Consider the following 20,946-nt stretch of genomic DNA (forward strand, 5'->3'; position numbering starts at 1 on the left):
TTTACACGGCTTCGCCCCAACGAAAAAGCAGTGTGTCGGCTTGATCGCCGAGCTAAATGACGCGACCTTCGCCGATGTTTTCAGAACGAGGAAATTTTCCGCATGAAAGTGCTGATGGTCGATGTCGACGGTGTGCTCATTCATGGCCGACCGGCCGATGGCCTGCCGCACTTCACCTATCTCGAGCGCGATCTCGGCTTGCGACCCGACTTGCTGCAGCAGGCCTTCTTCCAGACCTGTTGGAACGACATCGTCATCGGCCGCGAGGCGTTGGAGCCGCGGCTTTCCGCCGTGCTTGCAAAGATCGCGCCCCATCTCAGTGCGGCAACGCTGATCGACTATTGGTTCGAAAACGATTCCCACCTCGATCTCAATCTTCTGGAAGAGCTTGGGACTATCCGGCAAAGCGGTGTCGCGCTGTTCCTGGCGACCAACCAGGAGCACAGGCGCGCGCGCTGCCTGATGGAAGAGGCCGGCCTTGGCGCGCATGTCGACGACATCATCTATTCCGCCGCCCTTGGACACCGCAAACCTTCGCCGGACTTTTTCCGCCTGGCGACCGCACGCGCCGGCGTGCCGCCCGGCGACATCGCCTTTATCGACGATATGGCCGAAAATATCGAAGCGGCGCGGCAGTTCGGCTGGCATGCCGCGCAATGGACGGCCGGTGCCACATTGGGCGGTGCACTTCCGGTTTTCGGCAGGCGGGCTTGAATGAGGCCGGATTGAGCAGGACCGGGGCAATCAGGCGAGCCGCTTGTAAAACAGGGTGGTGTCGCAATAGCCGCCTTGCGGCCACAGCGCATAGTCGGGAATGACGCCGACGCGTTGCCAGCCGAGACGCGGATAGATCGCTTCGGCATCGCTGCCGGTTGCCGTGTCGAGCACGAGCAGGGTCTTGCCGTGCTTTGCCGCCTCGCGTTCGGCAGCCTCCATCAGCAGCCGGGCGACGCCGCGCCCGCGGGCGGAGCGATGCACCAGCAGTTTCTTCAGATCGCCGCGATGCGGCTGGTTCGGCATCTGCGCCGACCCCACCTGCACCGTTCCGACGATCCTGCCTTCCAGTTCGGCGACCAGAAGCAGGCTGACGCCCGCCCCGACCGCATCGGCGACATCACGCCAGTAGGGTTCGGCATCGTCGGGCCCATAGGGCTGCATGAAGCCGACGGAGGCGCCGCCGGCGACGCAATCGGCGAGCACGTCCGCAAGATCGGCGATGGCGGCGCGGGCCTCCTCGGCGGAAAGGGCACGAATGTCGGGCATATGCTTCTCCTGAAGTGAATATCGTTATCGGCCGCCGCGATCGAGCACGACGCAATAACGCGCCGGCGCGTTGCCGGGATTGTGAAAGACATGGCCCTCGCCGACCGGCATGAAGAGGCAGTCGCCGGGGCGCAGCCGGTAAACGGTTTCGCCCGCCGTCATCTCCAGCTCACCGTCGAACAGCCAGATATGCTGCGTCATGCCGTCGGATGCCGCATGCGGGGGAAAGCTGACGCGGGCGCCGGCGGGAAATTCGACCTCGACGATATCGACATCGGAGGCCGTGCCCGGCGCCGAGACCGACCGCCTGAGATAGCCGGTTTCCGGATCGCGCCAGACCTGCTGCTCCTGCCGGCGGGCAAGCGGCGAGGCCTGCTCCCCCTCCTCCGCGAAGAAGGCGGAGAGCGACTGGCCGAGCGCGGCGCAGATCCTTGCCAGCAGCGAGGCCGTCGGGCTCGCCTCGGCCCGTTCGATCCGCGAAATCATTGCGCGGCTCACGCCGGAAGCCGCGGCGAGATCCTCCAGCGTCAAGTCCTTTTCCAGCCGCAGCGTGCGGATGCGAATGCCGATCGCCTGTTCGAGTTGCTGCTCCATCGTCCCATCCGCGATTCTATTATAAGAGAATTACATGATCTAATGATGGAATCAAGTCAATGAGCGGCGCGCACGCAACTTGCTTTCGCCGCAGCCTCGCCGGTATATGTCAGCGCGATCGATGGAGGGAATAATGGACGCCAGCACGCAGAGCACGGAACTGACGGGAAGCTTCACGGCCGCCGCCTGGGACAGGATTGCGCCCGTCATGGCCGAGATCGAGGCGCTGCCGCTTCTGACGCGCCTCTCCGACGGCACGCTTCCGCCGGAAATCTTTCGCCACTACATCCTGCAGGACGCGCTTTATCTCAAGCACTATGCGCGATGCCTGGCCATCGTCGCGGCCAAAGCGCCCGACAATGCGCAGGTGCTGCGTTTTCTCGGCTCGGCGCAGAAGGCGATCACCGTCGAGCAGGGCCTGCATGCTGGCTTCCTCACCCAGTTCGGCATCACGGCCGCGGATGTGACCTCGGCCGAGCCGTCGCCCACCTGCTTTGCCTACACCAATTTTCTGCTGGCCACCGCCTATCACCGCTCCTACGCGGTGGCGCTTTCCGCCATTCTGCCCTGCTTTTGGATCTACTGGCACGTCGGCGAGGCGATCAAGAACCGGCCTGTTGTCGAGGGCAATGCCTTCCAGGCCTGGATCAACACCTATGGCGATCCGCAATTTGCCGCCGGCGCCCGCGAGGTGATCGCGCTGACCGACATCGCCGCCCGCGCCGCCTCGCCGGCGGAACGCGTAGAGATGACCGATGTCTTCGTGCGCGCCTCGCAATATGAATGGATGTTCTGGGATTCCGCCTGGCGGCTGGAGACCTGGCCGGTCTGAGACGCGCTCGACCGCCCCGTAAAATAGCGTAAACGGCGGGATAATTACCGCTTTGCGGCCGAGGGCGGCGCTGCTATATGGCGCGCATGAGCACCAATTCGACCACTCCGCTGTCCCATATCCGCAACTTCTCGATCGTGGCCCATATCGACCACGGCAAATCGACGCTGGCCGACCGCCTGATCCAAACGACAGGCGGCCTTGCAGAGCGCGAAATGTCCGAGCAGGTGCTCGACAATATGGATATCGAGCGCGAGCGCGGCATCACCATCAAGGCCCAGACCGTGCGCCTGCACTATCAGGCCGACAATGGCGAGAAATACATTCTCAACCTGATCGACACGCCCGGCCACGTCGACTTCGCCTATGAAGTCTCGCGGTCGCTATCGGCCTGCGAGGGCTCGCTGCTCGTCGTCGACGCTTCACAAGGTGTGGAAGCACAGACGCTTGCCAACGTCTATCAGGCGATCGACAACAATCACGAGCTCGTCACCGTGCTCAACAAGATCGACCTGCCGGCCGCCGAACCCGACCGCATCAAGGAACAGATCGAGGAAGTGATCGGCATCGACGCTTCGGAGGCGGTGCTGATCTCGGCCAAAACAGGCCTCGGCATTCCCGACGTGCTGGAGGCGATCGTCAACAAGCTGCCGGCGCCGAAAAGCCCGGGCGGCGAAAAGGCGCCGCTGAAGGCGCTTCTCGTCGACAGCTGGTACGACACCTATCTCGGCGTCATGGTTCTGGTGCGCATCATCGACGGCGTGCTGACCAAGGGCCAGACGATCCGCATGATGGGCACGGATGCTAAATACCAGGTGGAACGCGTCGGTGTGCTGACGCCGAAAATGGTCAATGTCGACAGTCTCGGCCCCGGCGAGATCGGCTTCATCACCGCCTCGATCAAGGAAGTGGCCGATACCCGCGTCGGCGACACGATCACCGAGGATAAGCGGCCGACGGCGCAAGCCTTGCCGGGCTTCAAGCCGGCGCAGCCGGTGGTCTTCTGCGGCCTCTTCCCGGTCGATGCCGCCGATTTCGAGGACCTGCGCGCCGCCATGGGCAAGCTGCGTCTCAACGACGCCTCCTTCTCCTTCGAAATGGAATCCTCGGCCGCGCTCGGCTTCGGCTTCCGCTGCGGCTTCCTCGGCTTGTTGCATCTCGAAATCATCCAGGAGCGGCTGGAGCGCGAGTTCGACCTCGACCTCATCGCCACCGCCCCTTCCGTCGTCTACAAGATGTTCATGACCGACGGCACGGAGCGCGAGCTGCACAATCCGGCCGATATGCCCGACGTCGTCAAGATCTCCGAAATCCACGAGCCGTGGATCCGCGCGACGATCCTCACACCCGACGATTATCTCGGCGGCATCCTGAAGCTCTGCCAGGACCGGCGCGGCATCCAGATCGAACTCACCTATGTCGGCACGCGTGCGATGCTGACCTACGACCTGCCGCTCAACGAAGTCGTCTTCGATTTCTACGACCGGCTGAAGTCGATCTCGAAGGGCTATGCCTCCTTCGATTACACGCTCACCGACCACCGCGAGGGCAACCTCGTGAAGATGTCGATCCTCGTCAACGGCGAGCCGGTCGACGCGCTGTCGATGATGGTGCACCGCACCGCCGCTGAAAAGCGCGGCCGCGACATGTGCGAAAAGCTCAAGGAACTGATCCCGAAGCACATGTTCAAGATCCCGATCCAGGCCGCGATCGGCGGCAACGTCATCGCCCGCGAGACGATCTCGGCGCTGCGCAAGGACGTGACCGCGAAATGCTACGGCGGCGACGCCACCCGCAAACGCAAGCTGCTCGACAAGCAGAAGGCCGGCAAGAAGCGCATGCGCCAGTTTGGCAAGGTCGAGATTCCGCAGGAAGCCTTCATCGCCGCGTTGAAGATGGGCGACGAATAGGCTTTCGCAGGGCCTCTCTTTGACGAAGAGGCCTGAGTCTCCTTGGTTTGTAGAAAAGCCTCGCTCTTTTTCTCCGTCATCCTCGGCCTTGTGCCGAGGATCTACGAACCTATCAACCGGCTGCAGATGCTCGGGACAGGCCCGAGCATGACGGAGGAGACGCGGTCACGCTCTATCAGTCGTCCAAGGAGACAGAGAAGAACGCGAAAGACTTTGGCGAATTGAAAATGCCGAGGCGATCGCGGAGCAAAATGAGTATGTCGCGAAGCATGGCCTGCCGTTCGCGAAATACAGGCAGTTTTGACTCATCCCCTGCCCATATACTCCTTCACCAACCCCTCATAGGCCGCCATCTCCGGCAGTGCCGCGTAGCTGTGCACCGCGCCGGTCTCAGCAAAGGCCAGCTTCTCGCTCGTCCATGTTTCGATGAAAGGCGCGAACCAGCTGGGGTCATCGAGCATGGTGACGCGCAGGTTGACGAACCAGTCCATGCCTTCCGGACGGGTGAACATCCAGCTCATGCAATGCGGGCAGAAGTAGTGTTTCGTCGTGCCGTGCAGACCGCCGATGACCGGTTCGCCCTTCGTCACCTCGAAACCTTCGCTGGGGATGGCGGCACTCAGCGAATAGGCGCTCGCGGTCATCCTCTGGCAGCCCGTGCAATGGCAGGCCATAGTCAGCAGCGGCGGCGCGCTGATCTTCAATCGCACCCGGCCGCAGCGGCAGCCGCCTTCCATGGGTAAGTTCTTTGCTGTCATCATGACTCTCCCCTTCCGCCACCTGATCTAGCGGAGCCGGTGCCATTGTCGAGGGAGCCCGCGGCTACGAAGCTCAGAGGCGGCTTATTGGGCGCGCGGGATTGCCGACTACAGTTGCGCCCGCTGGCACATCCTTCGTCACGACCGCACCCGCGCCGACGATCGCGCCATCGCCGATCGCCACGCCGCCGAGGATGATGGCACCGCCGCCGATCCAGACGTCGCTGCCGATCGTGACCGGCCGGGCGACCTCGATGCCCGCGCCGCGGAGGGGAAGATCCCTGTGATGCTCGGCGCAATAAATCTGTACGCCCGGACCGAGCATGCTGCGATCGCCAATCGTCACCCGGCCGGAATCGAGAATGGTGCAGCCGGCATTGAAATAGACGCGCTCGCCAAGAACGATGTTGATACCGTAAGAGCAATGAAACGGCGCTTCAATGAAGATATCGGGCGCAGCCTGCGCAAAGAGCGCCCTCAAGGCAGGCGCTGCGGCGCCGCGCTCGTCGGGCGGCAGGGTGTTGTGGGCGTGGACGGCCACGCGCGCCTGCTGGCGCAGGCGATCGAGTTCGTCGTCGAGGCAGCAATACCATTCCCCGGCCGCCATCTTTCCGCGTTCGCTGACCGGCATCGTCTCGTTCGTCACGCGCTCGCCTGCGACAGCAGTCCGGCCTCTTGCCGCTCGATGAGGCTGACCCAGGCGCGCGCTATGGCACGGCCTGCGGCATCGGCGCCGGCGCCATGGCGCGCTGCCAATTCGTCATAATTCTCCAGCCAACCGGGAGCGATACGCTCGATCGTGCCGGCGAATTCGTCTTTCCACTGCCTGACGACCTCAGTGTCGGCCTCGAAGTGAAACTGCGTGCCGTAGACGGCGCGGCCGATGCGGAAGGCCTGGTTCGCGGCGACGGAGCTCGTCGCAAGACACACCGCACCTTCGGGCAAGGAAAATGTGTCGGCGTGCCATTGAAAGATGGTGAATTCGCCCCCCACATCGGACAGCAGCGGATCGGACCGGCCTTCACCCGTGACGCCAATGCTGTGCCAGCCGAATTCACGAGCGGCATCCAGCAGATTGTCGGCGCCATAGGCGCGAGCGAGGATTTGGCTGCCGAGGCAGATGCCGAGCACGGCTTTGCCGGCATCGCCGAAGCGGCGCGTTAGCCGCACGAGTTCCGGCAGATAGGGGTGCGTCTCGTCATCCAGCGCGCTCTGTTCGCCGCCGAGAACGACGAGCGCGTCATGGCTGGATATATCTTGCGGCAGATTGCCGTCCCGCCACACGCGGAACCACTCGATTTCCGCTTCCGCCTCCTCGAGCGCTCTGGCAAGCGCGCCGAGCCCGGTATTTCTCATATTTTCGACGACTGCGACTCGCATGGCTTTTCCCGATCTGGCCGATGGCGGGAGGAGATCATGCCCGGATGCAGCGCGCAAGACGCTTGTGCAAGGTCGATTGCGCACGCCGGCGGCAAGGCTTAAACCTGCAGGAACGAAAGGAAATCGCCATGACCGAAAAAGCCCGCGTCTCGATTCTCTACTGCACCCAGTGCAATTGGCTGCTGCGCTCCGCCTGGATGGCGCAGGAGCTGCTGCACACCTTTTCCGACAGCCTCGGTGAGGTGGCGCTGATCCCCGGCACCGGCGGCAATTTCGAAATCCGCGTCAACGGCGACCTTATCTGGGAGCGCAAGCGCGACGGCGGCTTTCCCGGGCCGAAAGAGCTGAAGCAGCGGGTTCGCGACATCGTCGAGCCCGGCCGCGATCTCGGCCATGTCGACCGCGCCTCGCTCGAGAGCTGATCTCAGCGATAGGGCGACCGGCAGACCCGGTAGACGCCCTCATAGGTGAGGAAGTGATCCGTCCGCGGATTGTAGGAGCGGTATTCGTTGGTGCACCAGGCGATATGCTTGTTCATATCGCGCGTCGCCGGCTGTGCGCGGCGCACCGGCGGCGGATCATAGGTCAGTTGCGGCCGCCCGGCCGCACCCGGCAGATAATAGGTCGGCCCGGCGCCACGCGGACGGTAATTCGGTTGGACATAGGCGGGCCGATGCCATTGCTGCGGCCCGAAACCGAAGCAGCCGCGGAAATCGCAGAGCGTCGACCCCGTGTTGACCGGCCCGAGACCCGGCTTCGGCGAATCAGCGCTGGCCATGGCAGGCGCGAAAACGGCGAGAAGACCGGCGAACAGAAGCGTGCGGGCAGCAGCCATGAGGCATTCCTTTCGATACTCCCTCCATATAGGGCGTCGCGAGCGAAGCGCTATGCCCATCCTCCGGCGGCTCTTTCGCATGTGATCGGCAGTTTTTTGCCGACTGTCAGGAAAACTTCAAAAACCCAGTTGACAGTCACGAGCCACCCCCTTACATCGCTCTCCGTCGCCCAGATGGCGGAATTGGTAGACGCGCAGGTTTCAGGTACCTGTGCCGCGAGGCGTGGAGGTTCGAGTCCTCTTCTGGGCACCATTCCCAATTTCAGGCCGCCGTTCCAGGCGGTTTTGAACACCGCAAAACCCTGCTCTCAAGTGCTCTTCTGCTATTCTCCGCAATTTCGGTGCATTTGAACATTTGTTGACAGCAGACAAGTCGATGCCGGCTCGCCCAAAGCCAAGAGAAGCTCCCGAAACATAGCGACGCACGGGTTTCCCTGTTTCGTTTTGCTGTCGGCTCTGGATCGCTATAATCGCGACTATTCTCGATGCAGATTTTTCCGGCCATCGCCAGTCAGCAATACAGTGCGTAAATAGGCAGCTCTCGACTTCGCTTGAAACGAATGACATCGATAATCAGAATTTTATACAGCAGTCTGCGTAGCGCGTTTCTCGCCAAAAAGCACGCTCGAGAAGAACTGAAGCGCTTGGCTGCACCGTTGGCGCTAGCCGCGCAGAATGTGCAGCTGCGCAATCGGCACGCCGGCCAGCGTTGCTTCATACTTGCCAACGGACCAAGCATAAAGCAGCAGGACATCCGCGTACTCAAGTCCGAGCATGTGATTTCGGTATCCAGTGGTTATCTACATTCCGATTATGCAGAAATCGCGCCCGCATATCATTGCGTGCCGCAGATTACCTACGGTTTGATGTCCCGAGCCGATGTTGTTGCCTGGTTTCGCGAAATGCACCAGAAACTCGGCCACGCGGTGCTTTTTCTCAATCACACGGAAGAGGCCGTCGCGCGCGAGGAGAAGCTCTTCGCCGGCCGCCAGGTACGATATACGGTTTTCTCGGGCGGCTTTTCCGAATATCCGACAGATGAGATTCCGGACATCGCATCCCGCATACCCGCCGTTCAGTCGGTGCCGGTCATGGGTTTGATGATCGCTATGTATATGGGGTTTTCGGAAATATATCTTCTTGGCACCGACCACGACCACTTCCGCACCGCTGAATACAAGTATTCCTTCGAGCCAACGGTTTTGCGCGGCAAGGACAGTACCGTCGATGCCGGCGGCAAGCCCACTTCCTGGTATGCGGAGTTCGTGGGATTGGCGCGCCTGTGGGAGCAGTACCGGTCGATCAAGCAGATCGCCCAGCATCATGGCATTCGTATTTTCAACGCGACTGCCGGCGGCGAATTGGACGAATTTCCCAGAGTGGACTTTGCGTCGTTGTTTCCGCCAGCACCGGCGCAATCTTCAGCCGAATGCTGATATCCGCGATCCCGTCATTATCCGCAGCTCGACCGCTCCAAGTCGATCTCCGAGGCGTCAGATAGTCTCGTGCCGACGATGCGTCGCAGGCGAATATTGCAAAGGTGGTCGATTTTCGGCGAGATCAACACCGTAACGCCGTTCGGATCGGAAAAACGTCGTTGCATTGGCATCGTCCGTTCAATAGTTAGTACACCGATTTCGCAAACCCTTGATCAATTGAATCCAGCGGTCTGCCGTCAACAGAGTGCGTCCCCAGTTGGGTTCAGGCTACAGAAATAAAGGGATATCACCCATGAATTGTCGTATGTGTGGCAGCACCAAGTTGCATAAATTTCTCGACTTGGGTTTTACACCTCCAGCCGACCAATTCCGGCGCAGGGATCAGGCGCGTGAGCCGGACGTTTATTATCCCTTGCAGGTAATGATGTGTGACGATTGTGGCTTGGCCCAGTTGAGTCATGTCGTCTCTCCAGAAGTCTTATATCGAAACGACTATCCTTATGAGTCGTCCACCACCCGTACCGGTCAAGCACACTGGTCGGAGTTCGCTGCCAGCGTCGTTGAACGCCTTAAGCTAGGACCAGAGGATTTGGCGGTCGATATCGGCAGCAATGTGGGCGTGTTGCTGGGAGCTTTCCAAAGCCAAGGCTTGCGGGTGCAGGGCGTCGACCCTGCAGCCAACATCGTCCTGATCGCCCAGGCAAATGGGATCGACACGATCTGCGATTTCTTCAATGAAGACACCGCTCGCACGATCGTCGCCGACAAAGGTCACGCATCGGTGGTTACCGCAACCAACGTATTTGCCCATGTGGATGACCTTGATCGCTTTATCTCCAGCGTCAAGGAATTGCTTAGCGAAAAAGGCGTGTTCATTTTTGAAGCGCCGTATTTCGTCAATCTGCTCAAGCACAACGAATACGACACGATATATCACGAGCATCTCTCGTACCTGTCGGTCAAACCTCTGCTGGCCTTTTTCCGCAAGCACGACATGGAAATATTTCATATCGAGGAGCGCGATATTCATGGCGGCTCTTTCCGTGTGCATGTGGGCCGGACCGGCATGTGGCCTGCTTCGTCAGACGCAGAACGGATGGCGCAACAAGAAGTGGAAATGGGCATATACAGCCACGAAAAACTGGCCGAGTTTGCCGCTGCAGTCCGGCGCAACAAGGACGAACTGACCTGGCTGCTTCATTCCCTCAAGCATCAGGGCAAGCGGATCGCCGCCGTCAGCGCCCCCGCAAAGGGTATGACGCTGCTCAATTACTGCGGGCTTGACGCCGACATACTGGATTTCGTCACGGAGAAGTCGAAGCTGAAAATTGGCCGTTATACCCCGGGCGCCCACATTCCCGTGGTATCCGACGAAGAACTGCTCAACCGTCAGCCTGATTATGCATTGCTCTTGGCCTGGAATTTTGCCGAGGAGATCATCGGAAACCTGCACGAATTCCGGCGCCGGGGAGGCAAATTCATTATCCCGATTCCCTTCCCCAAAATCGTCGACTGACTGTTCTTAAGGAGCACGTAATGGAGAAAATCTCCCTGGCCCCCGCATTCAAGGATGCTCGCGGCGAAATCACCGATCTTCTCGAAAACGAGACGATCAACGCAATTACGCGCATCACCTTTTCCAAAGGCGCTGTACGCGGCAACCACTATCACGAGCAAACCACCCAGTGGAACTATGTGATATCGGGCCGCATCAAGTTGGTCAGTCAGTTGCCCGGCGAGCCGGTTGTTGAGATTGTGATGAATCCGGGCGAACTCTTCGTTACGAAGCCCCATGTGCGCCATGCTCTTGTAGGCTTGGATGATGCTGATCTGCTCGTCTTTACCAGGGGACCGCGTGGCGGTAAGGAATACGAAAGCGATACATTCCGTCTCGACGTTCCCCTGGCAACCGGTATCTGAGCCATGTCAACACAATCCCTGCGCCAGGATTCCTCCGCATCCGTACGTCGCGTGCCCGTCTCGCAGCCATTGCTGGGGCCGGAGGAAACCCATCATGTCAACGCGGCCTTGGCCCAAGGCGCCATCTCGGGTTTCTTCGGCGACTACCTGTCAACGTTCGAGCAGGAATTCGCCGCCTATTGCGACTGTGCTCATGGGGTATCGGTGTCCAGCGGAACCACCGCGCTTCACCTGGCGCTGGCAACCCTGTCGATCGGTCGCGGCGACGAGGTGCTGGTGGCCTCGCTGACCAATATGGCAACGTTTTTCGCGGTGCTGTACCAGGGGGCGCATCCTGTCCCGATTGACTCCGAAGCCGATACTTTGAACCTCGATCCGGCGCTGTTACGCGCAAAGATCACCTCGAAGACCAAAGCCATTCTGGTGGTGCATCTGTTTGGTCACCCGGTCGACATGGATCCCGTCATGCAGGTTGCCCGCGAGCACAATCTGTACGTCATCGAGGACTGTGCCGAGGCTCATGGCGCCCTGTACAAAGGCCGCAAGGTCGGCGGTATCGGCGACATCGGCTGCTTCAGCTTCTACGCCAACAAGGTGATCACAACAGGTGAAGGCGGGATGCTGACACTCAATAACGCCGGGTGGGCTGACCGCGCCCGTAATCTCAAGGGATTGGCGTTCGGTGACAAGAACAAATTTATGCATAAGGACATCGGATACAACTTCCGGATGACCAATCTGCAGGCAGCGATCGGGCATGCCCAGTTCGGCAAGATCGAACAGATCATCGATGCCAAGCGAAGCATTGCAAATAAGTACACGCAGCGCCTGCGCGGGCGCGACGACCTGCAGTTGCCGGTGGAAAAGCCTTATGCCCGCAATGTTCACTGGATGTACATGGTGCTCGTCAGCGGACGCAACGCGGGGCGGCGCGCAGAAGTGATGCGTGCGCTGGCACAAAAGGGCATCGAGAGCCGCGAGAATTTCCTGCCTTACAACATGCAGGAGATTTTTATCAATCGCGGCTGGACCAGCGCCGATGAATGCCCGGTCGCGAACGACCTCGGCCTGCGGGGCTTTTATCTGCCGAGCGGCCCTGCGATTTCTGATGACGACATCGATTACGTCTGCCAGAGCCTGATCGAAGCATTGGACCAATGAGTGTTTTTGCGCCGTGACAGGGAAAGAACAAGAGCCGATTCCGTTCGGCGAATACTCCGCGATCTATGATCTTATATACCGGGACAAGGACTATGCTGGTGAGGCTGGTTTTGTCGCGGCTCTGATTGAGCAATACGCGCCGCGTCAAAATGATGCGCCTATTCGGGTTCTGGATCTGGCCTGTGGTACAGGTCGTCATGCCATGGAACTGGCGGCCGGGGGCTATGTTGTCGAAGGCAGCGACATCTCATCGGGGATGGTGGCGGTGGCGCGCAACAGCGCCAGGGATCGCGGGCTCGATGTCCGGTTTCACGAGTGTTCGTTTCAGACTGCTGATACAATCCCGGGTTCTTTCGACGTCGTTCTGGCCATGTTTGCGGCACTGGGCTATCTCACCCATTTTGCCGATTTTGAACTGACCTTGAGGAATGTCGCGCAGAAAATGGCCCCGGGCGGCATTTTCATTTTCGATGTGTGGAACGGCGCGGCGGTGCTGCCGCAATATTCCCCCCACAAGGTGAGGCACGAGGCGGACGATAAACGCAAGGTGGAGCGCGTTTCCCGTACGACCCTCGATGAGATTGCACAACAAGCCGTCGTCAAGTTCGAATTCAGGGTCGAGTATGCCGATGGGACCGTGAAGCATTTCAGCGAGAACCATCACGTGCGGTTTTATTTTCCGCAGGAAATGGTCGACTTGCTGACAGCGCTCGGTTTCGAAGTTCTTCTGCGATGCCCCTTTATGCAGCCGGAAAAAGCAGTGTCTAAGGACGACTGGAACATGACTTATGTTGTGCGGAAAATGTCGGACAGGCCGACGGCTGCGCACCAAAGCCAGTAACGGAGCGCAGTTTGAAGGTCGGCTTTTTTTTCAATGATCCTTCTCCGCACTCTGGCGGCGTATTTACTTATCAGCAGGATATCTTCAGATCCTTTCTGGAACTGGCGGCGGAGTCACGTCACGAATTCCACGTGATTTGCGAACACGATAAGCAAGGGGATTTTTCCGCCCTTCCGGGCCGTCCTTCCAACGTTCATATTTCTCCCATGGCCGCTCCCGAGCCGCCGCTCACGCCACGCCGGCGCGCCAAGCGCTTCTTGCGGCGCGTGCTGGGAAAAGACAAAGGAGCGCTTGAAAATGGGCCTCAGCTCAGCCGTGCCGCGGCGGTCCTGGCGCGGAATGATATCGAGTTCACCTGGTCGATCGGGCACTATGAGCATGAAGCTTTCGACGTGCCTTACATTACCACCGTCTTCGACCTTCAGCACAGGCTGCAGCCGTTTTTTCCCGAAGTCAGCCTGGGCGGATTGTGGGATATACGTGAGGAGTTCTTTAGCCGCTATATCAGGCGTGCTGCTTATGTGATTACCGGCACCGAAGAAGGCCGGCGCGAAATCGAAAATTTCTACCGTGTTCCGGCAAAGCGTATCCGTGTTATTCCCCTGCCAACGCCTAGCTTTTGCTTCAATCCTCCGCAGATCGACACGCCGTCCCGGCTCCAGGCTTTGGGAATTACCGGCCGATATCTGTACTATCCAGCGCAATTCTGGGCACACAAGAACCACGCCAACCTACTGCACGCGTTACGCTTGATCAATGACGGAGAGGCGGAGCCTTTCCAGCTTGCCTTGGTGGGGTCCGATCACGGCAATCTTGAGCACCTGCGCTCGCTGGCGCGCAACCTTGGTATAGAAAAACAGGTGCTGTTCCTCGGTTTTGTCGCCCGTGAGGATCTAATCGCACTCTATCAGGGAGCGTTCGCACTGACTTATGCAAGCCAGTTCGGACCGGATAATTTGCCGCCCCTGGAAGCCTTTGCCCTTGGATGCCCGGTAATTGTCTCGAATTATGACGGGGCCTGCGAACAATTGGAGGACGCCGCACTCTACGTCGACGCCTTGGCGCCGGAATCAATCGCTGCTGCGGTTCAACAGTTACTGCAGAAGCCTGATCTGCGCCAGCAGATGATAGAGAAGGGTCATATACGAGCTCGCAAATGGACCGCCACCGATTACGTGCGGCAGATATTATCTATACTTGACGAATTCGAAATGGTTCGTCGATGCTGGCGCTGAATAACAATCCTATAGCTCAAACAAGTGTCTACAGCTCTTAGGAGATGCTTGATGAGGTAAAAAATGGCCTCTACGCCGCCATGTGCGGCGTTGTTTGACCGCTGTCGGGAATCACCGACAAAACGGCGATGCCAGCCTCCCTGGCGGCGCTCAATAGCAAATCCCTAAGCTGATCCGTCCCCGCTTGCCCCGTAATGGCATCAGCGCAAGCCTTCACGGCCGCGACGTACTCCTCTCCATCCTCAAGCGGCCATTCCGTCATTAAAACCTCGGCTGCGTCGCGGAGCGTTCTCACGATCCTACGCTGGTGCCGGGCGCCAAGAAAGAGAACAAGAGGCGAAAAATCCGCCGATGTGTTCCATTGCATTGCACTTTCTCCCCAAGGATTAGAATATTAGTAATAATGCAAGGAGCGTGCCGGGCAAGATGGAAAGCGGCTTTGTTGCTCGACAGAGCCATTTTCTTCTGATCCCCCGGCAACGACTTACGTGACTGGTGCGGCCGGCTCAGCTGTTCCATTGCTCAATGCATGGCTTTGCGGAAAGCGCCGCTCCCCGTCCAATCCCTCCGCAAGCCTCGCACAAGAACGAAATCGGATACCGAGAGAAGGATAAACATCCGGCCTTTCCGCCCGAGGAGAGTCATCCCGCCTGTCGGGGTCTCAGCGAACTTTCGCGGAAAGCCGATTGCTGGACACTCTGGAGTTCACCTGGGATGAAAGTTGTAATTCTCGCCGGTGGCCTTGGCTCGCGTCTTGCCGAAGAGACCAGCGTGCGGCCCAAGCCCCTGGTTGAAATCGGCGGCATGCCGATCCTCTGGCATATCATGAACATCTATGCCCACCACGGCCTCAACGATTTCATCATCTGCGCCGGCTACAAGGGCTACATGATCAAGGAATACTTCGTAAACCTTGTTCTGCATCACAGCGACATCACCGTCGACCTCGGAGCCAACAGCATCAACTACCACGGCGGCAAACGACCGGATTGGCGCGTGACCGTGGTCGATACCGGCATGCATTCGATGACCGGCGGCCGTCTGGGGCGCATTCGCGAGCATCTCACACCAGGCGAACCCTTCTGCATGACTTATGGCGACGGTGTCGGCGACATCGACATCGCGGCCGAAGTCGCCTTCCATCGCGATCATGGTCTGAAGGCGACGATGTGCGCGGTAACCCCGCCCGGACGTTACGGCGCCACGAATATCGAGGGTCAGTTCATCACCTCCTTCGTGGAGAAACCGCGAGGCGACGGCCAGCGTATCAATGGCGGCTTCTTCGTGCTCGACCCCTCGGTGATCGATCTCATCCCGAGCGACGACACGATCTGGGAAGCCGGACCGCTGGAATGGCTCGCCGCCAACAATCAGCTTGCCGCCTTCAAGCATGACGGCTTCTGGCAGCCAATGGATACGCTTCGCGAGCGCACCCATCTGGAGGAACTCTGGAATTCCGGAAAGGCGCCGTGGAAGCTATGGGCCTGACGGACTTCTGGAAAGGGCGGCGGGTCTTCCTGACCGGACATACGGGCTTCAAGGGATCCTGGCTCTCCCTTTGGCTGGAGCGCCTCGGCGCCGATGTCGCCGCGGTTTCGCTGGCGCCGGAGACCGAACCGTCGCTCTATCGGAAACTCGCGCCCTGGAACGATCGCGACCACCATATCATCGATATCCGCGATGCCGGCGCACTTCTTGGCGTCTTTCAAGGCTTCGAGCCGGAGATCGTCATTCATATGGCGGCGCAGGCACTGGTACGGCGCTCTTATGAGAACCCGGCCGAGACCTTCTCGACCAATGTCATGGGAACGGCGAATGTTCTCGACGCGGTCAGGCAGGCGCCCTCTGTCAAAACCGTGCTGGTCATCACCTCCGACAAGGTCTATGCCAACAACGGCAGCGGCATACCCTTCATCGAGACCGATACACTCGGCGGCAAGGATCCCTACAGCAACTCCAAGGCCTGCACGGAACTCGTCTGCCAGAGCTACCGCGACAGTTTCTTCAAGGGGCGCGATATCAAGGTTGCCACAGTGCGTGCCGGCAATGTGATCGGCGGCGGCGACTGGTCGAAGGATCGGCTGATCCCGGATTTCATTCGCGCTTTCGAGAGCAACCAGCCGATCCTGCTGCGTTATCCCGAGGCGGTCCGTCCCTGGCAGCATGTGCTGGAGCCATTGGGCGGTTATCTCGCCTTCGCCGAAGCACTGACGCTCGGCGGTGACAGGAAGCTGCCCGATGCCTTGAATTTCGGTCCGCATCCCGAGAGCTTCGCGACCGTTTCCGAACTTGCCGAAGCGCTCGGGCGTGCGCACCGCGTCGAAGACGTGTGGCAGCTTGCGCCGGGCGAACATCTGCCCGAAGCGCCGGCCCTGACGCTGAGTTCGGCGCTGGCGTTCGACACCATCGGCTGGCGGCCGCGCCTCAGCCTGCAACAGACCATCGACTGGACTGCCGCCTGGTACCGGGCCAACCGCGAGGGCGAAGACATGCGCGCCTTCTCGCTCGGTCAGATCACGGCCTATGAGGAAGCCATATCATGACAGCGCACAATTGCCGATTTTGCGACGCTCCGTTGCAACATCGTTTCGTCGATCTCGGCTCGACCCCGCTCGCCAATGCCTATCTGACGGCAGAGCAGCTCACACAGCCGGAGCCGTCCTATCCGCTGCGCGCCTTCGTGTGCTCGCAATGTTGGCTGGTGCAGGCCGATGCCTTCGTGCCGCCGGAGGACATCTTCAGCCATTACGCCTATTTCTCCTCCTACAGCGACAGCTGGGTGGAGCATGCGCGCCGCTTCACCATCATGGCCCGCGAGCGCTTTGGCCTTGGCGCGACATCGCAAGTCATCGAAGTGGCGAGCAATGATGGTTACCTGCTGAAGCATTTCGTCGAGGCCGGCGTGCCGGTGCTCGGCATCGAGCCGGCAGAAAACGTCGCCGAAGTCGCGCGCGGTATAGGCGTTCCGACGGAGGCACGATTCTTCGGCAAGGCGACCGCCGCCGATCTCGTGTCGCGCGGCCACGCCGCCGACTTGGTCATCGGCAACAATGTGCTTGCTCACGTACCCGACATCAACGACTTCGTCGGCGGGCTCTCGGCCGTGCTGAAGCCGGATGGCGTCGTCAGCGTCGAATTTCCGCATCTCCTGCGGCTGATGGAAAGTATTCAGTTCGACACCGTCTATCACGAACATTTCTACTATCTCTCGCTGCTCGCCGTCGAAAAGGTCTTGGCCGCTCACGGCCTGAAGGTGTTCGACGTCGAGGAACTGCCGACTCATGGCGGCAGCCTGCGCATCCTCGCGTGCCGCGCGACCTCGACCGCCCACGCGACAGGCGCTGGCCTGGCCAAGGTGCAGGCCGACGAAAAGGCCGCCGGCTTCGACAGGACGGAAATATACGAGGCGTTCCAAAGCCGCGTCGCGCCGATCAAGGAAGGGCTGCTCTCCTTCCTCGAGGAGGCAAAGCGGAACGGCAAGAGGGTGGCCGCCTATGGCGCCGCCGCCAAGGGCAATACGCTGCTGAACTTCTGCGGCGTCGGCACAGATCTCATCGACTATGTCGTCGACCGCAACCCGCACAAGCAGGGCCATTACCTGCCGGGCAGCAAGCTGCCGATCTATGCGCCGGAGAAGATGGAAGAGACGAGGCCGGACTACGTGCTTATCCTGCCCTGGAACATCAAGAACGAGGTTGTTTCCGGCAACAGCAAGGTCGCCACCTGGGGCGGACAATTTGCCGTCGCCGTGCCTGAATTGACGGTGCTCGGATGAGATTCGCGCCGACCGCGGTTGCGGGCGCCTTCGTCGTCGAAATCGAGGTACACGCCGACAACCGCGGGATGTTTGCGCGGACCTTCTGCGCCAAAAGCTTTGCCACGCACGGGCTTGCCTCGGTCTATCCGCAATGCAACCTCTCCCAGAACCACCGGCGCGGAACTTTGCGAGGCATGCACTATCAGGCTGATCCGAAGCCGGAGGCGAAACTGGTAAGGGCTGTGCGCGGCCGGGTCTTCGACGTCGCGCTCGATCTGCGACGGGAGTCGCCAACCTATCTCAAATGGGCCTCCGTCGAACTCGATGCGACCAGCCACAATGCCTTCTATATTCCCGCAGGCTGCGCGCATGGCTTCCTGACGCTCGAGGACGACTGCGAGCTCTTCTACCAGATGTCGGAAGCCTATGTGCCCGAACTCGCCCGCGGTGTTCGCTGGAACGACCCCACCTTCTCCATCGGCTGGCCCTTTACGCCGAGCGTCATCAGTGACCGCGACGTCGCGCTTGCAAGCTACTGCCAGGAGAGCACCCTTTGACCGGCATCAAACTCAGCATCTGCATCCCGACATACAACCGCCAAGCCTATCTCAGAAACGCGCTGACCTATTGCGGGAATGATTACAGGTTCGACTTTCCCTTCGAGATCGTCATCTGCGATAATGCCTCCACCGATAATACCCAGCAGGTTGTCGAGGAGTTCATCGCTCACGGATTACCGATCCGCTATTACAAGCGTGAGATCAATGCGGGTGCCAACGCCAACGTTACGAGCGCCCTGCGCCTCGGCAGGGGCGAATACCTCATCTATCTCGCGGACGACGACATACTGATTGCCGATGCGGTGGCCGAAACCGTCAAATATCTCGATGAGAACCAGGATGTGACCTGCGCTCATGCACCCTGGTTCCTGTATGACGAAGTCGCCAAAACCGACATCACGACGTTCTATCATGTCGAGGAGGACCGGAAGTTTGCGCATGGCAGCTTTACCGAGGTCTTTCACTATATAGTCGACCGCCATATCTTTCCGGAAATCGCGATATACCGCGCGTCGGCTCTGCGCTCGGCCTGGATTCCGCGCGATATATGCTTCTATCCGTTCCCGTTCCTTGCGCATTTCCTCGATCAAGGCGCAGTCACCTTCCTGCAGCGGCCGTTCTATCGCTCCATCGGCAATTCGGCGATCGTTCGCGACCGGCCCCAGGAAGGCACCAACGACGTTATGTCGAGTTGGGACCGCTATCGCGGAGGGCTTGAATATTTCCTCTATACCGCGGTCAGACGCGGCGCCCTGAACCTGACGCCCGAGACACGTCTCAAATATGAGGAGATGTGCAGGATCTTCACGCTCAACCGCATGGCGGTCGCCTTCCGCTTCTGGGCCGCGCGCAAGAACTTCCTCAAGGCGTATGAACTCTATACGCGCCTCATGTGGGGCGGAATGCTTGACCACCCGGAGATCCGACCCTTCCGCGAAGGGCTGCCCCTGATGGTCGCCATCCAGACGCTGGTCAGCGAGGTGAATTCTGCAGTTGGAACCGACACGCTGCTTCTGGCTGGCTTCACGGAGATCATCGCGCTCGAAAATCTAATGCGGGAACTTGGCCTCAGCGAAAGGGTGAAGGTGACGACGGAACTCAGCGCCAGCCCACTGGAAAGCACAGCCGTCTTCGTCAGCGTCGAAAGGGACCGGGAATATTTCGTGGCTCTCGGCTACCTGCCCAATCTGGTGTTCCACGAGCACGATGTGGCTCGGCACATTCTCATGTGAGCCTGGCGCCAGTTTCAAAAGCTAGTGTCGTGGCAGGCGCCTGCGTCTTGACTTCAATTCAACAGAAATAGCGGCATGACAAACAGGATCTTTTATACCAAGCCTTCCATCACCCAGCTTGAAACCGATTATGCCGCGGACGCAGCAGCGACCGGCTGGGGCGCACGCTGTTACGACTACATCAACCGCTTCGAACGTGACTTCAAGACCTATCTCGGCAGCGACTTCGCCATCGCCACATCGAGCTGCACCGGCGCGATGCACATGGGTCTGGCCGCACTCGGCATCGGCGAAGGCGACGAAGTGATCCTCGCCGACACCAACTGGGTCGCCACCGTTTCGCCGATCGTCCATCTCGGCGCCAAGCCGGTCTTCGTCGACGTGCTGCCGGATTCCTGGTGCATCGATCCCGAAGAGGTCGAGCGGCACATCACGCCGAAAACCAAGGCGATCATTGCCACCCACATCTACGGCAATCTCTGCGACATGGATGCGCTGCTCGAAATCGGCAAGCGCACCGGCATCCCTGTCGTCGAGGATGCGGCGGAAGCGATCGGCTCGGTCTATCACGGCCGCCGCGCCGGCTCGATGGGTGCCTTCGGCACCTTCTCCTTCCACGGCACGAAGACGCTGACGACCGGCGAAGGCGGCATTTTCGTCACCAGCGACGGCGCTCTCTACGAGCGGGTGCTGACGCTCAGCAACCATGGCCGAGCCCGCGGCCAGACGAAGCAGTTTTGGCCGGATGCTATCGGTTTCAAATACAAGATGTCCAACATCCAGGCGGCCATCGGCTGCGCGCAGCTCGAGCGCGTTGAAGAGCTCGTCGCCCGGAAGCGGGAGATCCTCGCGGCCTATATGGTCAGGCTTTCCGCCCTGCCCGGCATCTCGATGAACCCGGAGTATAGCGGCACGATCAACGGTGCGTGGATGCCGACCGCGGTCTTTCATCCCTCGACCGGTACCACGCGCGAAATGATGCAGCAGGCCTTCGAGGCCGCCAATATCGACGCGCGCGTCTTCTTCTATCCCCTCTCCAGCCTCGACATGTTCGAGGATCGGCCCGAGAACGCGAACGCCTGGAGCATTCCGGGCCGCGCAATCAACCTGCCCAGCTATCATGACATGAGCGAAGCCGATATCGACAGGGTGGCGGCAACGCTGCTCGAAATGGCGGCCGGGCGAACCTATCACAACAGCACGGCATTGCGGCGGTCGGTCTAAGACAG

General features: G+C 59.9%; 22 protein-coding genes, 1 tRNA gene and 3 pseudogenes. 18 read left to right on the forward strand and 8 right to left on the reverse strand.

Annotated elements, in window-relative coordinates:
- Nucleotides 1-102 precede the first annotated feature (102 nt).
- Nucleotides 103-714 (forward strand): HAD-IA family hydrolase, encoded by a 612-nt coding sequence (locus A7X77_RS02865; protein ID WP_064681483.1) that lies wholly within the window; start codon nt 103-105, stop codon nt 712-714.
- Between the two features lie 30 nt (nt 715-744).
- Here the strand turns inward: A7X77_RS02865 and A7X77_RS02870 are convergent, their stop codons facing one another.
- Both A7X77_RS02870 and A7X77_RS02875 read right to left on the reverse strand, forming a co-directional pair.
- Nucleotides 745-1,263 (reverse strand): GNAT family N-acetyltransferase, encoded by a 519-nt coding sequence (locus A7X77_RS02870; protein ID WP_064681484.1) that lies wholly within the window; start codon nt 1,261-1,263, stop codon nt 745-747.
- Between the two features lie 24 nt (nt 1,264-1,287).
- Nucleotides 1,288-1,857 (reverse strand): helix-turn-helix domain-containing protein, encoded by a 570-nt coding sequence (locus tag A7X77_RS02875; protein WP_064681485.1) that lies wholly within the window; start codon nt 1,855-1,857, stop codon nt 1,288-1,290.
- 133 nt (nt 1,858-1,990) lie between these two features.
- Here A7X77_RS02875 and tenA point away from each other — a divergent pair, with 133 nt between their 5' ends.
- The 3 genes and pseudogenes from tenA to A7X77_RS31895 form a co-directional block, all read left to right on the forward strand.
- Nucleotides 1,991-2,689 carry a thiaminase II gene (gene tenA, locus A7X77_RS02880; protein ID WP_064681486.1) on the forward strand — a complete coding sequence of 233 codons (699 nt, stop codon included), beginning with the start codon at nt 1,991-1,993 and terminating at the stop codon, nt 2,687-2,689.
- Between the two features lie 77 nt (nt 2,690-2,766).
- Nucleotides 2,767-4,599: a translation elongation factor 4 gene (gene lepA / locus A7X77_RS02885; RefSeq protein ID WP_064681487.1), complete on the forward strand. Its 1,833-nt coding sequence runs from the start codon at nt 2,767-2,769 to the stop codon at nt 4,597-4,599.
- A 196-nt stretch (nt 4,600-4,795) separates the two neighbouring features.
- Nucleotides 4,796-4,903: pseudogene (locus A7X77_RS31895) on the forward strand (type II toxin-antitoxin system CcdA family antitoxin); the annotation flags it as partial.
- Between the two features lies 1 nt (nt 4,904).
- On the opposite strand, the gene A7X77_RS02890 reads toward A7X77_RS31895, so the two are convergent.
- The 4 genes and pseudogenes from A7X77_RS02890 to A7X77_RS02900 form a co-directional block, all read right to left on the reverse strand.
- A complete protein-coding gene (locus A7X77_RS02890; protein ID WP_064681488.1) occupies nt 4,905-5,357 on the reverse strand; it encodes a GFA family protein in 453 nt (150 codons plus the stop codon).
- A 91-nt stretch (nt 5,358-5,448) separates the two neighbouring features.
- Nucleotides 5,449-5,598: pseudogene (locus A7X77_RS34355) on the reverse strand (DapH/DapD/GlmU-related protein); the annotation flags it as partial.
- Between the two features lie 234 nt (nt 5,599-5,832).
- Nucleotides 5,833-5,988 (reverse strand): annotated as a pseudogene (locus A7X77_RS34360) (maltose acetyltransferase domain-containing protein); the annotation flags it as partial.
- An 11-nt stretch (nt 5,989-5,999) separates the two neighbouring features.
- A complete protein-coding gene (locus A7X77_RS02900) occupies nt 6,000-6,737 on the reverse strand; it encodes a type 1 glutamine amidotransferase (protein ID WP_064681489.1) in 738 nt (245 codons plus the stop codon).
- A gap of 128 nt (nt 6,738-6,865) precedes the next feature.
- Here A7X77_RS02900 and A7X77_RS02905 point away from each other — a divergent pair, with 128 nt between their 5' ends.
- A complete protein-coding gene (locus A7X77_RS02905; protein WP_009990553.1) occupies nt 6,866-7,159 on the forward strand; it encodes a SelT/SelW/SelH family protein in 294 nt (97 codons plus the stop codon).
- A 2-nt stretch (nt 7,160-7,161) separates the two neighbouring features.
- On the opposite strand, the gene A7X77_RS02910 is transcribed toward A7X77_RS02905, so the two are convergent.
- Nucleotides 7,162-7,572 (reverse strand): BA14K family protein, encoded by a 411-nt coding sequence (locus A7X77_RS02910; protein ID WP_064681490.1) that lies wholly within the window; start codon nt 7,570-7,572, stop codon nt 7,162-7,164.
- A 168-nt stretch (nt 7,573-7,740) separates the two neighbouring features.
- Between A7X77_RS02910 and A7X77_RS02915 the strand changes: the two genes are divergently transcribed.
- The 7 genes from A7X77_RS02915 to A7X77_RS02945 all read left to right on the forward strand — a co-directional run bounded on the left by A7X77_RS02915 (nt 7,741) and on the right by A7X77_RS02945 (nt 14,168).
- Nucleotides 7,741-7,825: transfer RNA gene (locus A7X77_RS02915), tRNA-Leu, on the forward strand.
- A gap of 307 nt (nt 7,826-8,132) precedes the next feature.
- Complete coding sequence (locus tag A7X77_RS02920) at nt 8,133-9,008, forward strand: hypothetical protein (RefSeq protein ID WP_245293698.1); 876 nt, start codon at nt 8,133-8,135, stop codon at nt 9,006-9,008.
- Between the two features lie 295 nt (nt 9,009-9,303).
- Nucleotides 9,304-10,527 (forward strand): class I SAM-dependent methyltransferase, encoded by a 1,224-nt coding sequence (locus A7X77_RS02925; RefSeq protein ID WP_064681491.1) that lies wholly within the window; start codon nt 9,304-9,306, stop codon nt 10,525-10,527.
- A 20-nt stretch (nt 10,528-10,547) separates the two neighbouring features.
- Nucleotides 10,548-10,931 carry a cupin domain-containing protein gene (locus tag A7X77_RS02930; protein WP_064681492.1) on the forward strand — a complete coding sequence of 128 codons (384 nt, stop codon included), beginning with the start codon at nt 10,548-10,550 and terminating at the stop codon, nt 10,929-10,931.
- A gap of 3 nt (nt 10,932-10,934) precedes the next feature.
- Entirely contained in the window at nt 10,935-12,092 is a 1,158-nt protein-coding gene (locus tag A7X77_RS02935) for a DegT/DnrJ/EryC1/StrS family aminotransferase (protein ID WP_064681493.1), read from the forward strand.
- A 13-nt stretch (nt 12,093-12,105) separates the two neighbouring features.
- Nucleotides 12,106-12,933, forward strand: coding sequence for a class I SAM-dependent DNA methyltransferase (locus A7X77_RS02940; protein ID WP_064681494.1), 828 nt, complete (start codon nt 12,106-12,108; stop codon nt 12,931-12,933).
- 11 nt (nt 12,934-12,944) lie between these two features.
- Entirely contained in the window at nt 12,945-14,168 is a 1,224-nt protein-coding gene (locus A7X77_RS02945) for a glycosyltransferase (RefSeq protein ID WP_064681495.1), read from the forward strand.
- A gap of 70 nt (nt 14,169-14,238) precedes the next feature.
- Here A7X77_RS02945 and A7X77_RS02950 read toward each other — a convergent pair whose 3' ends face one another.
- The gene (locus A7X77_RS02950) at nt 14,239-14,535 is read right to left on the reverse strand and encodes a DUF982 domain-containing protein (RefSeq protein WP_010030002.1); all 297 of its coding nucleotides are present in this window, start codon (nt 14,533-14,535) and stop codon (nt 14,239-14,241) included.
- A gap of 347 nt (nt 14,536-14,882) precedes the next feature.
- Between A7X77_RS02950 and rfbF the strand changes: the two genes are divergently transcribed.
- The 6 genes from rfbF (at nt 14,883) to A7X77_RS02980 (ending at nt 20,941) form a co-directional block, all read left to right on the forward strand.
- Nucleotides 14,883-15,656: a glucose-1-phosphate cytidylyltransferase gene (gene rfbF / locus A7X77_RS02955; protein ID WP_064681496.1), complete on the forward strand. Its 774-nt coding sequence runs from the start codon at nt 14,883-14,885 to the stop codon at nt 15,654-15,656.
- On the forward strand, nt 15,647-16,711 hold the full coding sequence (gene rfbG, locus A7X77_RS02960) for a CDP-glucose 4,6-dehydratase (protein ID WP_064681497.1): 1,065 nt from the start codon (nt 15,647-15,649) through the stop codon (nt 16,709-16,711). The genes rfbF and rfbG overlap by 10 nt, the downstream gene beginning before the upstream one ends.
- The gene (locus A7X77_RS02965; RefSeq protein ID WP_064681498.1) at nt 16,708-17,943 is read left to right on the forward strand and encodes a class I SAM-dependent methyltransferase; all 1,236 of its coding nucleotides are present in this window, start codon (nt 16,708-16,710) and stop codon (nt 17,941-17,943) included. The genes rfbG and A7X77_RS02965 overlap by 4 nt, the downstream gene beginning before the upstream one ends.
- Nucleotides 17,940-18,482, forward strand: a complete 543-nt coding sequence (gene rfbC / locus A7X77_RS02970; RefSeq protein ID WP_064681499.1) for a dTDP-4-dehydrorhamnose 3,5-epimerase — start codon at nt 17,940-17,942, stop codon at nt 18,480-18,482. Before A7X77_RS02965 ends, rfbC begins: the two co-directional genes overlap by 4 nt.
- Nucleotides 18,479-19,717, forward strand: a complete 1,239-nt coding sequence (locus A7X77_RS02975) for a glycosyltransferase family 2 protein (RefSeq protein WP_064681500.1) — start codon at nt 18,479-18,481, stop codon at nt 19,715-19,717. The genes rfbC and A7X77_RS02975 overlap by 4 nt, the downstream gene beginning before the upstream one ends.
- Nucleotides 19,718-19,792: 75 nt before the next feature.
- A complete protein-coding gene (locus tag A7X77_RS02980) occupies nt 19,793-20,941 on the forward strand; it encodes a DegT/DnrJ/EryC1/StrS family aminotransferase (protein WP_064681501.1) in 1,149 nt (382 codons plus the stop codon).
- Nucleotides 20,942-20,946 lie beyond the last annotated feature (5 nt).

Source organism: Rhizobium bangladeshense, assembly GCF_001662075.1.
In the GTDB taxonomy this organism is placed as follows: domain Bacteria; phylum Pseudomonadota; class Alphaproteobacteria; order Rhizobiales; family Rhizobiaceae; genus Rhizobium; species Rhizobium bangladeshense_B.

What these genes read in the sequence shown, in the direction of transcription:
- A7X77_RS02865 (WP_064681483.1), top strand. Translation starts at nt 103, where the DNA reads ATGAAAGTGCTGATGGTCGATGTCGACGGTGTGCTCATTCATGGCCGA.
- A7X77_RS02870 (WP_064681484.1), bottom strand. Translation starts at nt 1,263, where the DNA reads ATGCCCGACATTCGTGCCCTTTCCGCCGAGGAGGCCCGCGCCGCCATC.
- A7X77_RS02875 (WP_064681485.1), bottom strand. Translation starts at nt 1,857, where the DNA reads ATGGAGCAGCAACTCGAACAGGCGATCGGCATTCGCATCCGCACGCTG.
- tenA (WP_064681486.1), top strand. Translation starts at nt 1,991, where the DNA reads ATGGACGCCAGCACGCAGAGCACGGAACTGACGGGAAGCTTCACGGCC.
- lepA (WP_064681487.1), top strand. Translation starts at nt 2,767, where the DNA reads ATGGCGCGCATGAGCACCAATTCGACCACTCCGCTGTCCCATATCCGC.
- A7X77_RS02890 (WP_064681488.1), bottom strand. Translation starts at nt 5,357, where the DNA reads ATGACAGCAAAGAACTTACCCATGGAAGGCGGCTGCCGCTGCGGCCGG.
- A7X77_RS02900 (WP_064681489.1), bottom strand. Translation starts at nt 6,737, where the DNA reads ATGCGAGTCGCAGTCGTCGAAAATATGAGAAATACCGGGCTCGGCGCG.
- A7X77_RS02905 (WP_009990553.1), top strand. Translation starts at nt 6,866, where the DNA reads ATGACCGAAAAAGCCCGCGTCTCGATTCTCTACTGCACCCAGTGCAAT.
- A7X77_RS02910 (WP_064681490.1), bottom strand. Translation starts at nt 7,572, where the DNA reads ATGGCTGCTGCCCGCACGCTTCTGTTCGCCGGTCTTCTCGCCGTTTTC.
- A7X77_RS02920 (WP_245293698.1), top strand. Translation starts at nt 8,133, where the DNA reads ATGACATCGATAATCAGAATTTTATACAGCAGTCTGCGTAGCGCGTTT.
- A7X77_RS02925 (WP_064681491.1), top strand. Translation starts at nt 9,304, where the DNA reads ATGAATTGTCGTATGTGTGGCAGCACCAAGTTGCATAAATTTCTCGAC.
- A7X77_RS02930 (WP_064681492.1), top strand. Translation starts at nt 10,548, where the DNA reads ATGGAGAAAATCTCCCTGGCCCCCGCATTCAAGGATGCTCGCGGCGAA.
- A7X77_RS02935 (WP_064681493.1), top strand. Translation starts at nt 10,935, where the DNA reads ATGTCAACACAATCCCTGCGCCAGGATTCCTCCGCATCCGTACGTCGC.
- A7X77_RS02950 (WP_010030002.1), bottom strand. Translation starts at nt 14,535, where the DNA reads ATGCAATGGAACACATCGGCGGATTTTTCGCCTCTTGTTCTCTTTCTT.
- rfbF (WP_064681496.1), top strand. Translation starts at nt 14,883, where the DNA reads ATGAAAGTTGTAATTCTCGCCGGTGGCCTTGGCTCGCGTCTTGCCGAA.
- rfbG (WP_064681497.1), top strand. Translation starts at nt 15,647, where the DNA reads ATGGGCCTGACGGACTTCTGGAAAGGGCGGCGGGTCTTCCTGACCGGA.
- A7X77_RS02965 (WP_064681498.1), top strand. Translation starts at nt 16,708, where the DNA reads ATGACAGCGCACAATTGCCGATTTTGCGACGCTCCGTTGCAACATCGT.
- rfbC (WP_064681499.1), top strand. Translation starts at nt 17,940, where the DNA reads ATGAGATTCGCGCCGACCGCGGTTGCGGGCGCCTTCGTCGTCGAAATC.
- A7X77_RS02980 (WP_064681501.1), top strand. Translation starts at nt 19,793, where the DNA reads ATGACAAACAGGATCTTTTATACCAAGCCTTCCATCACCCAGCTTGAA.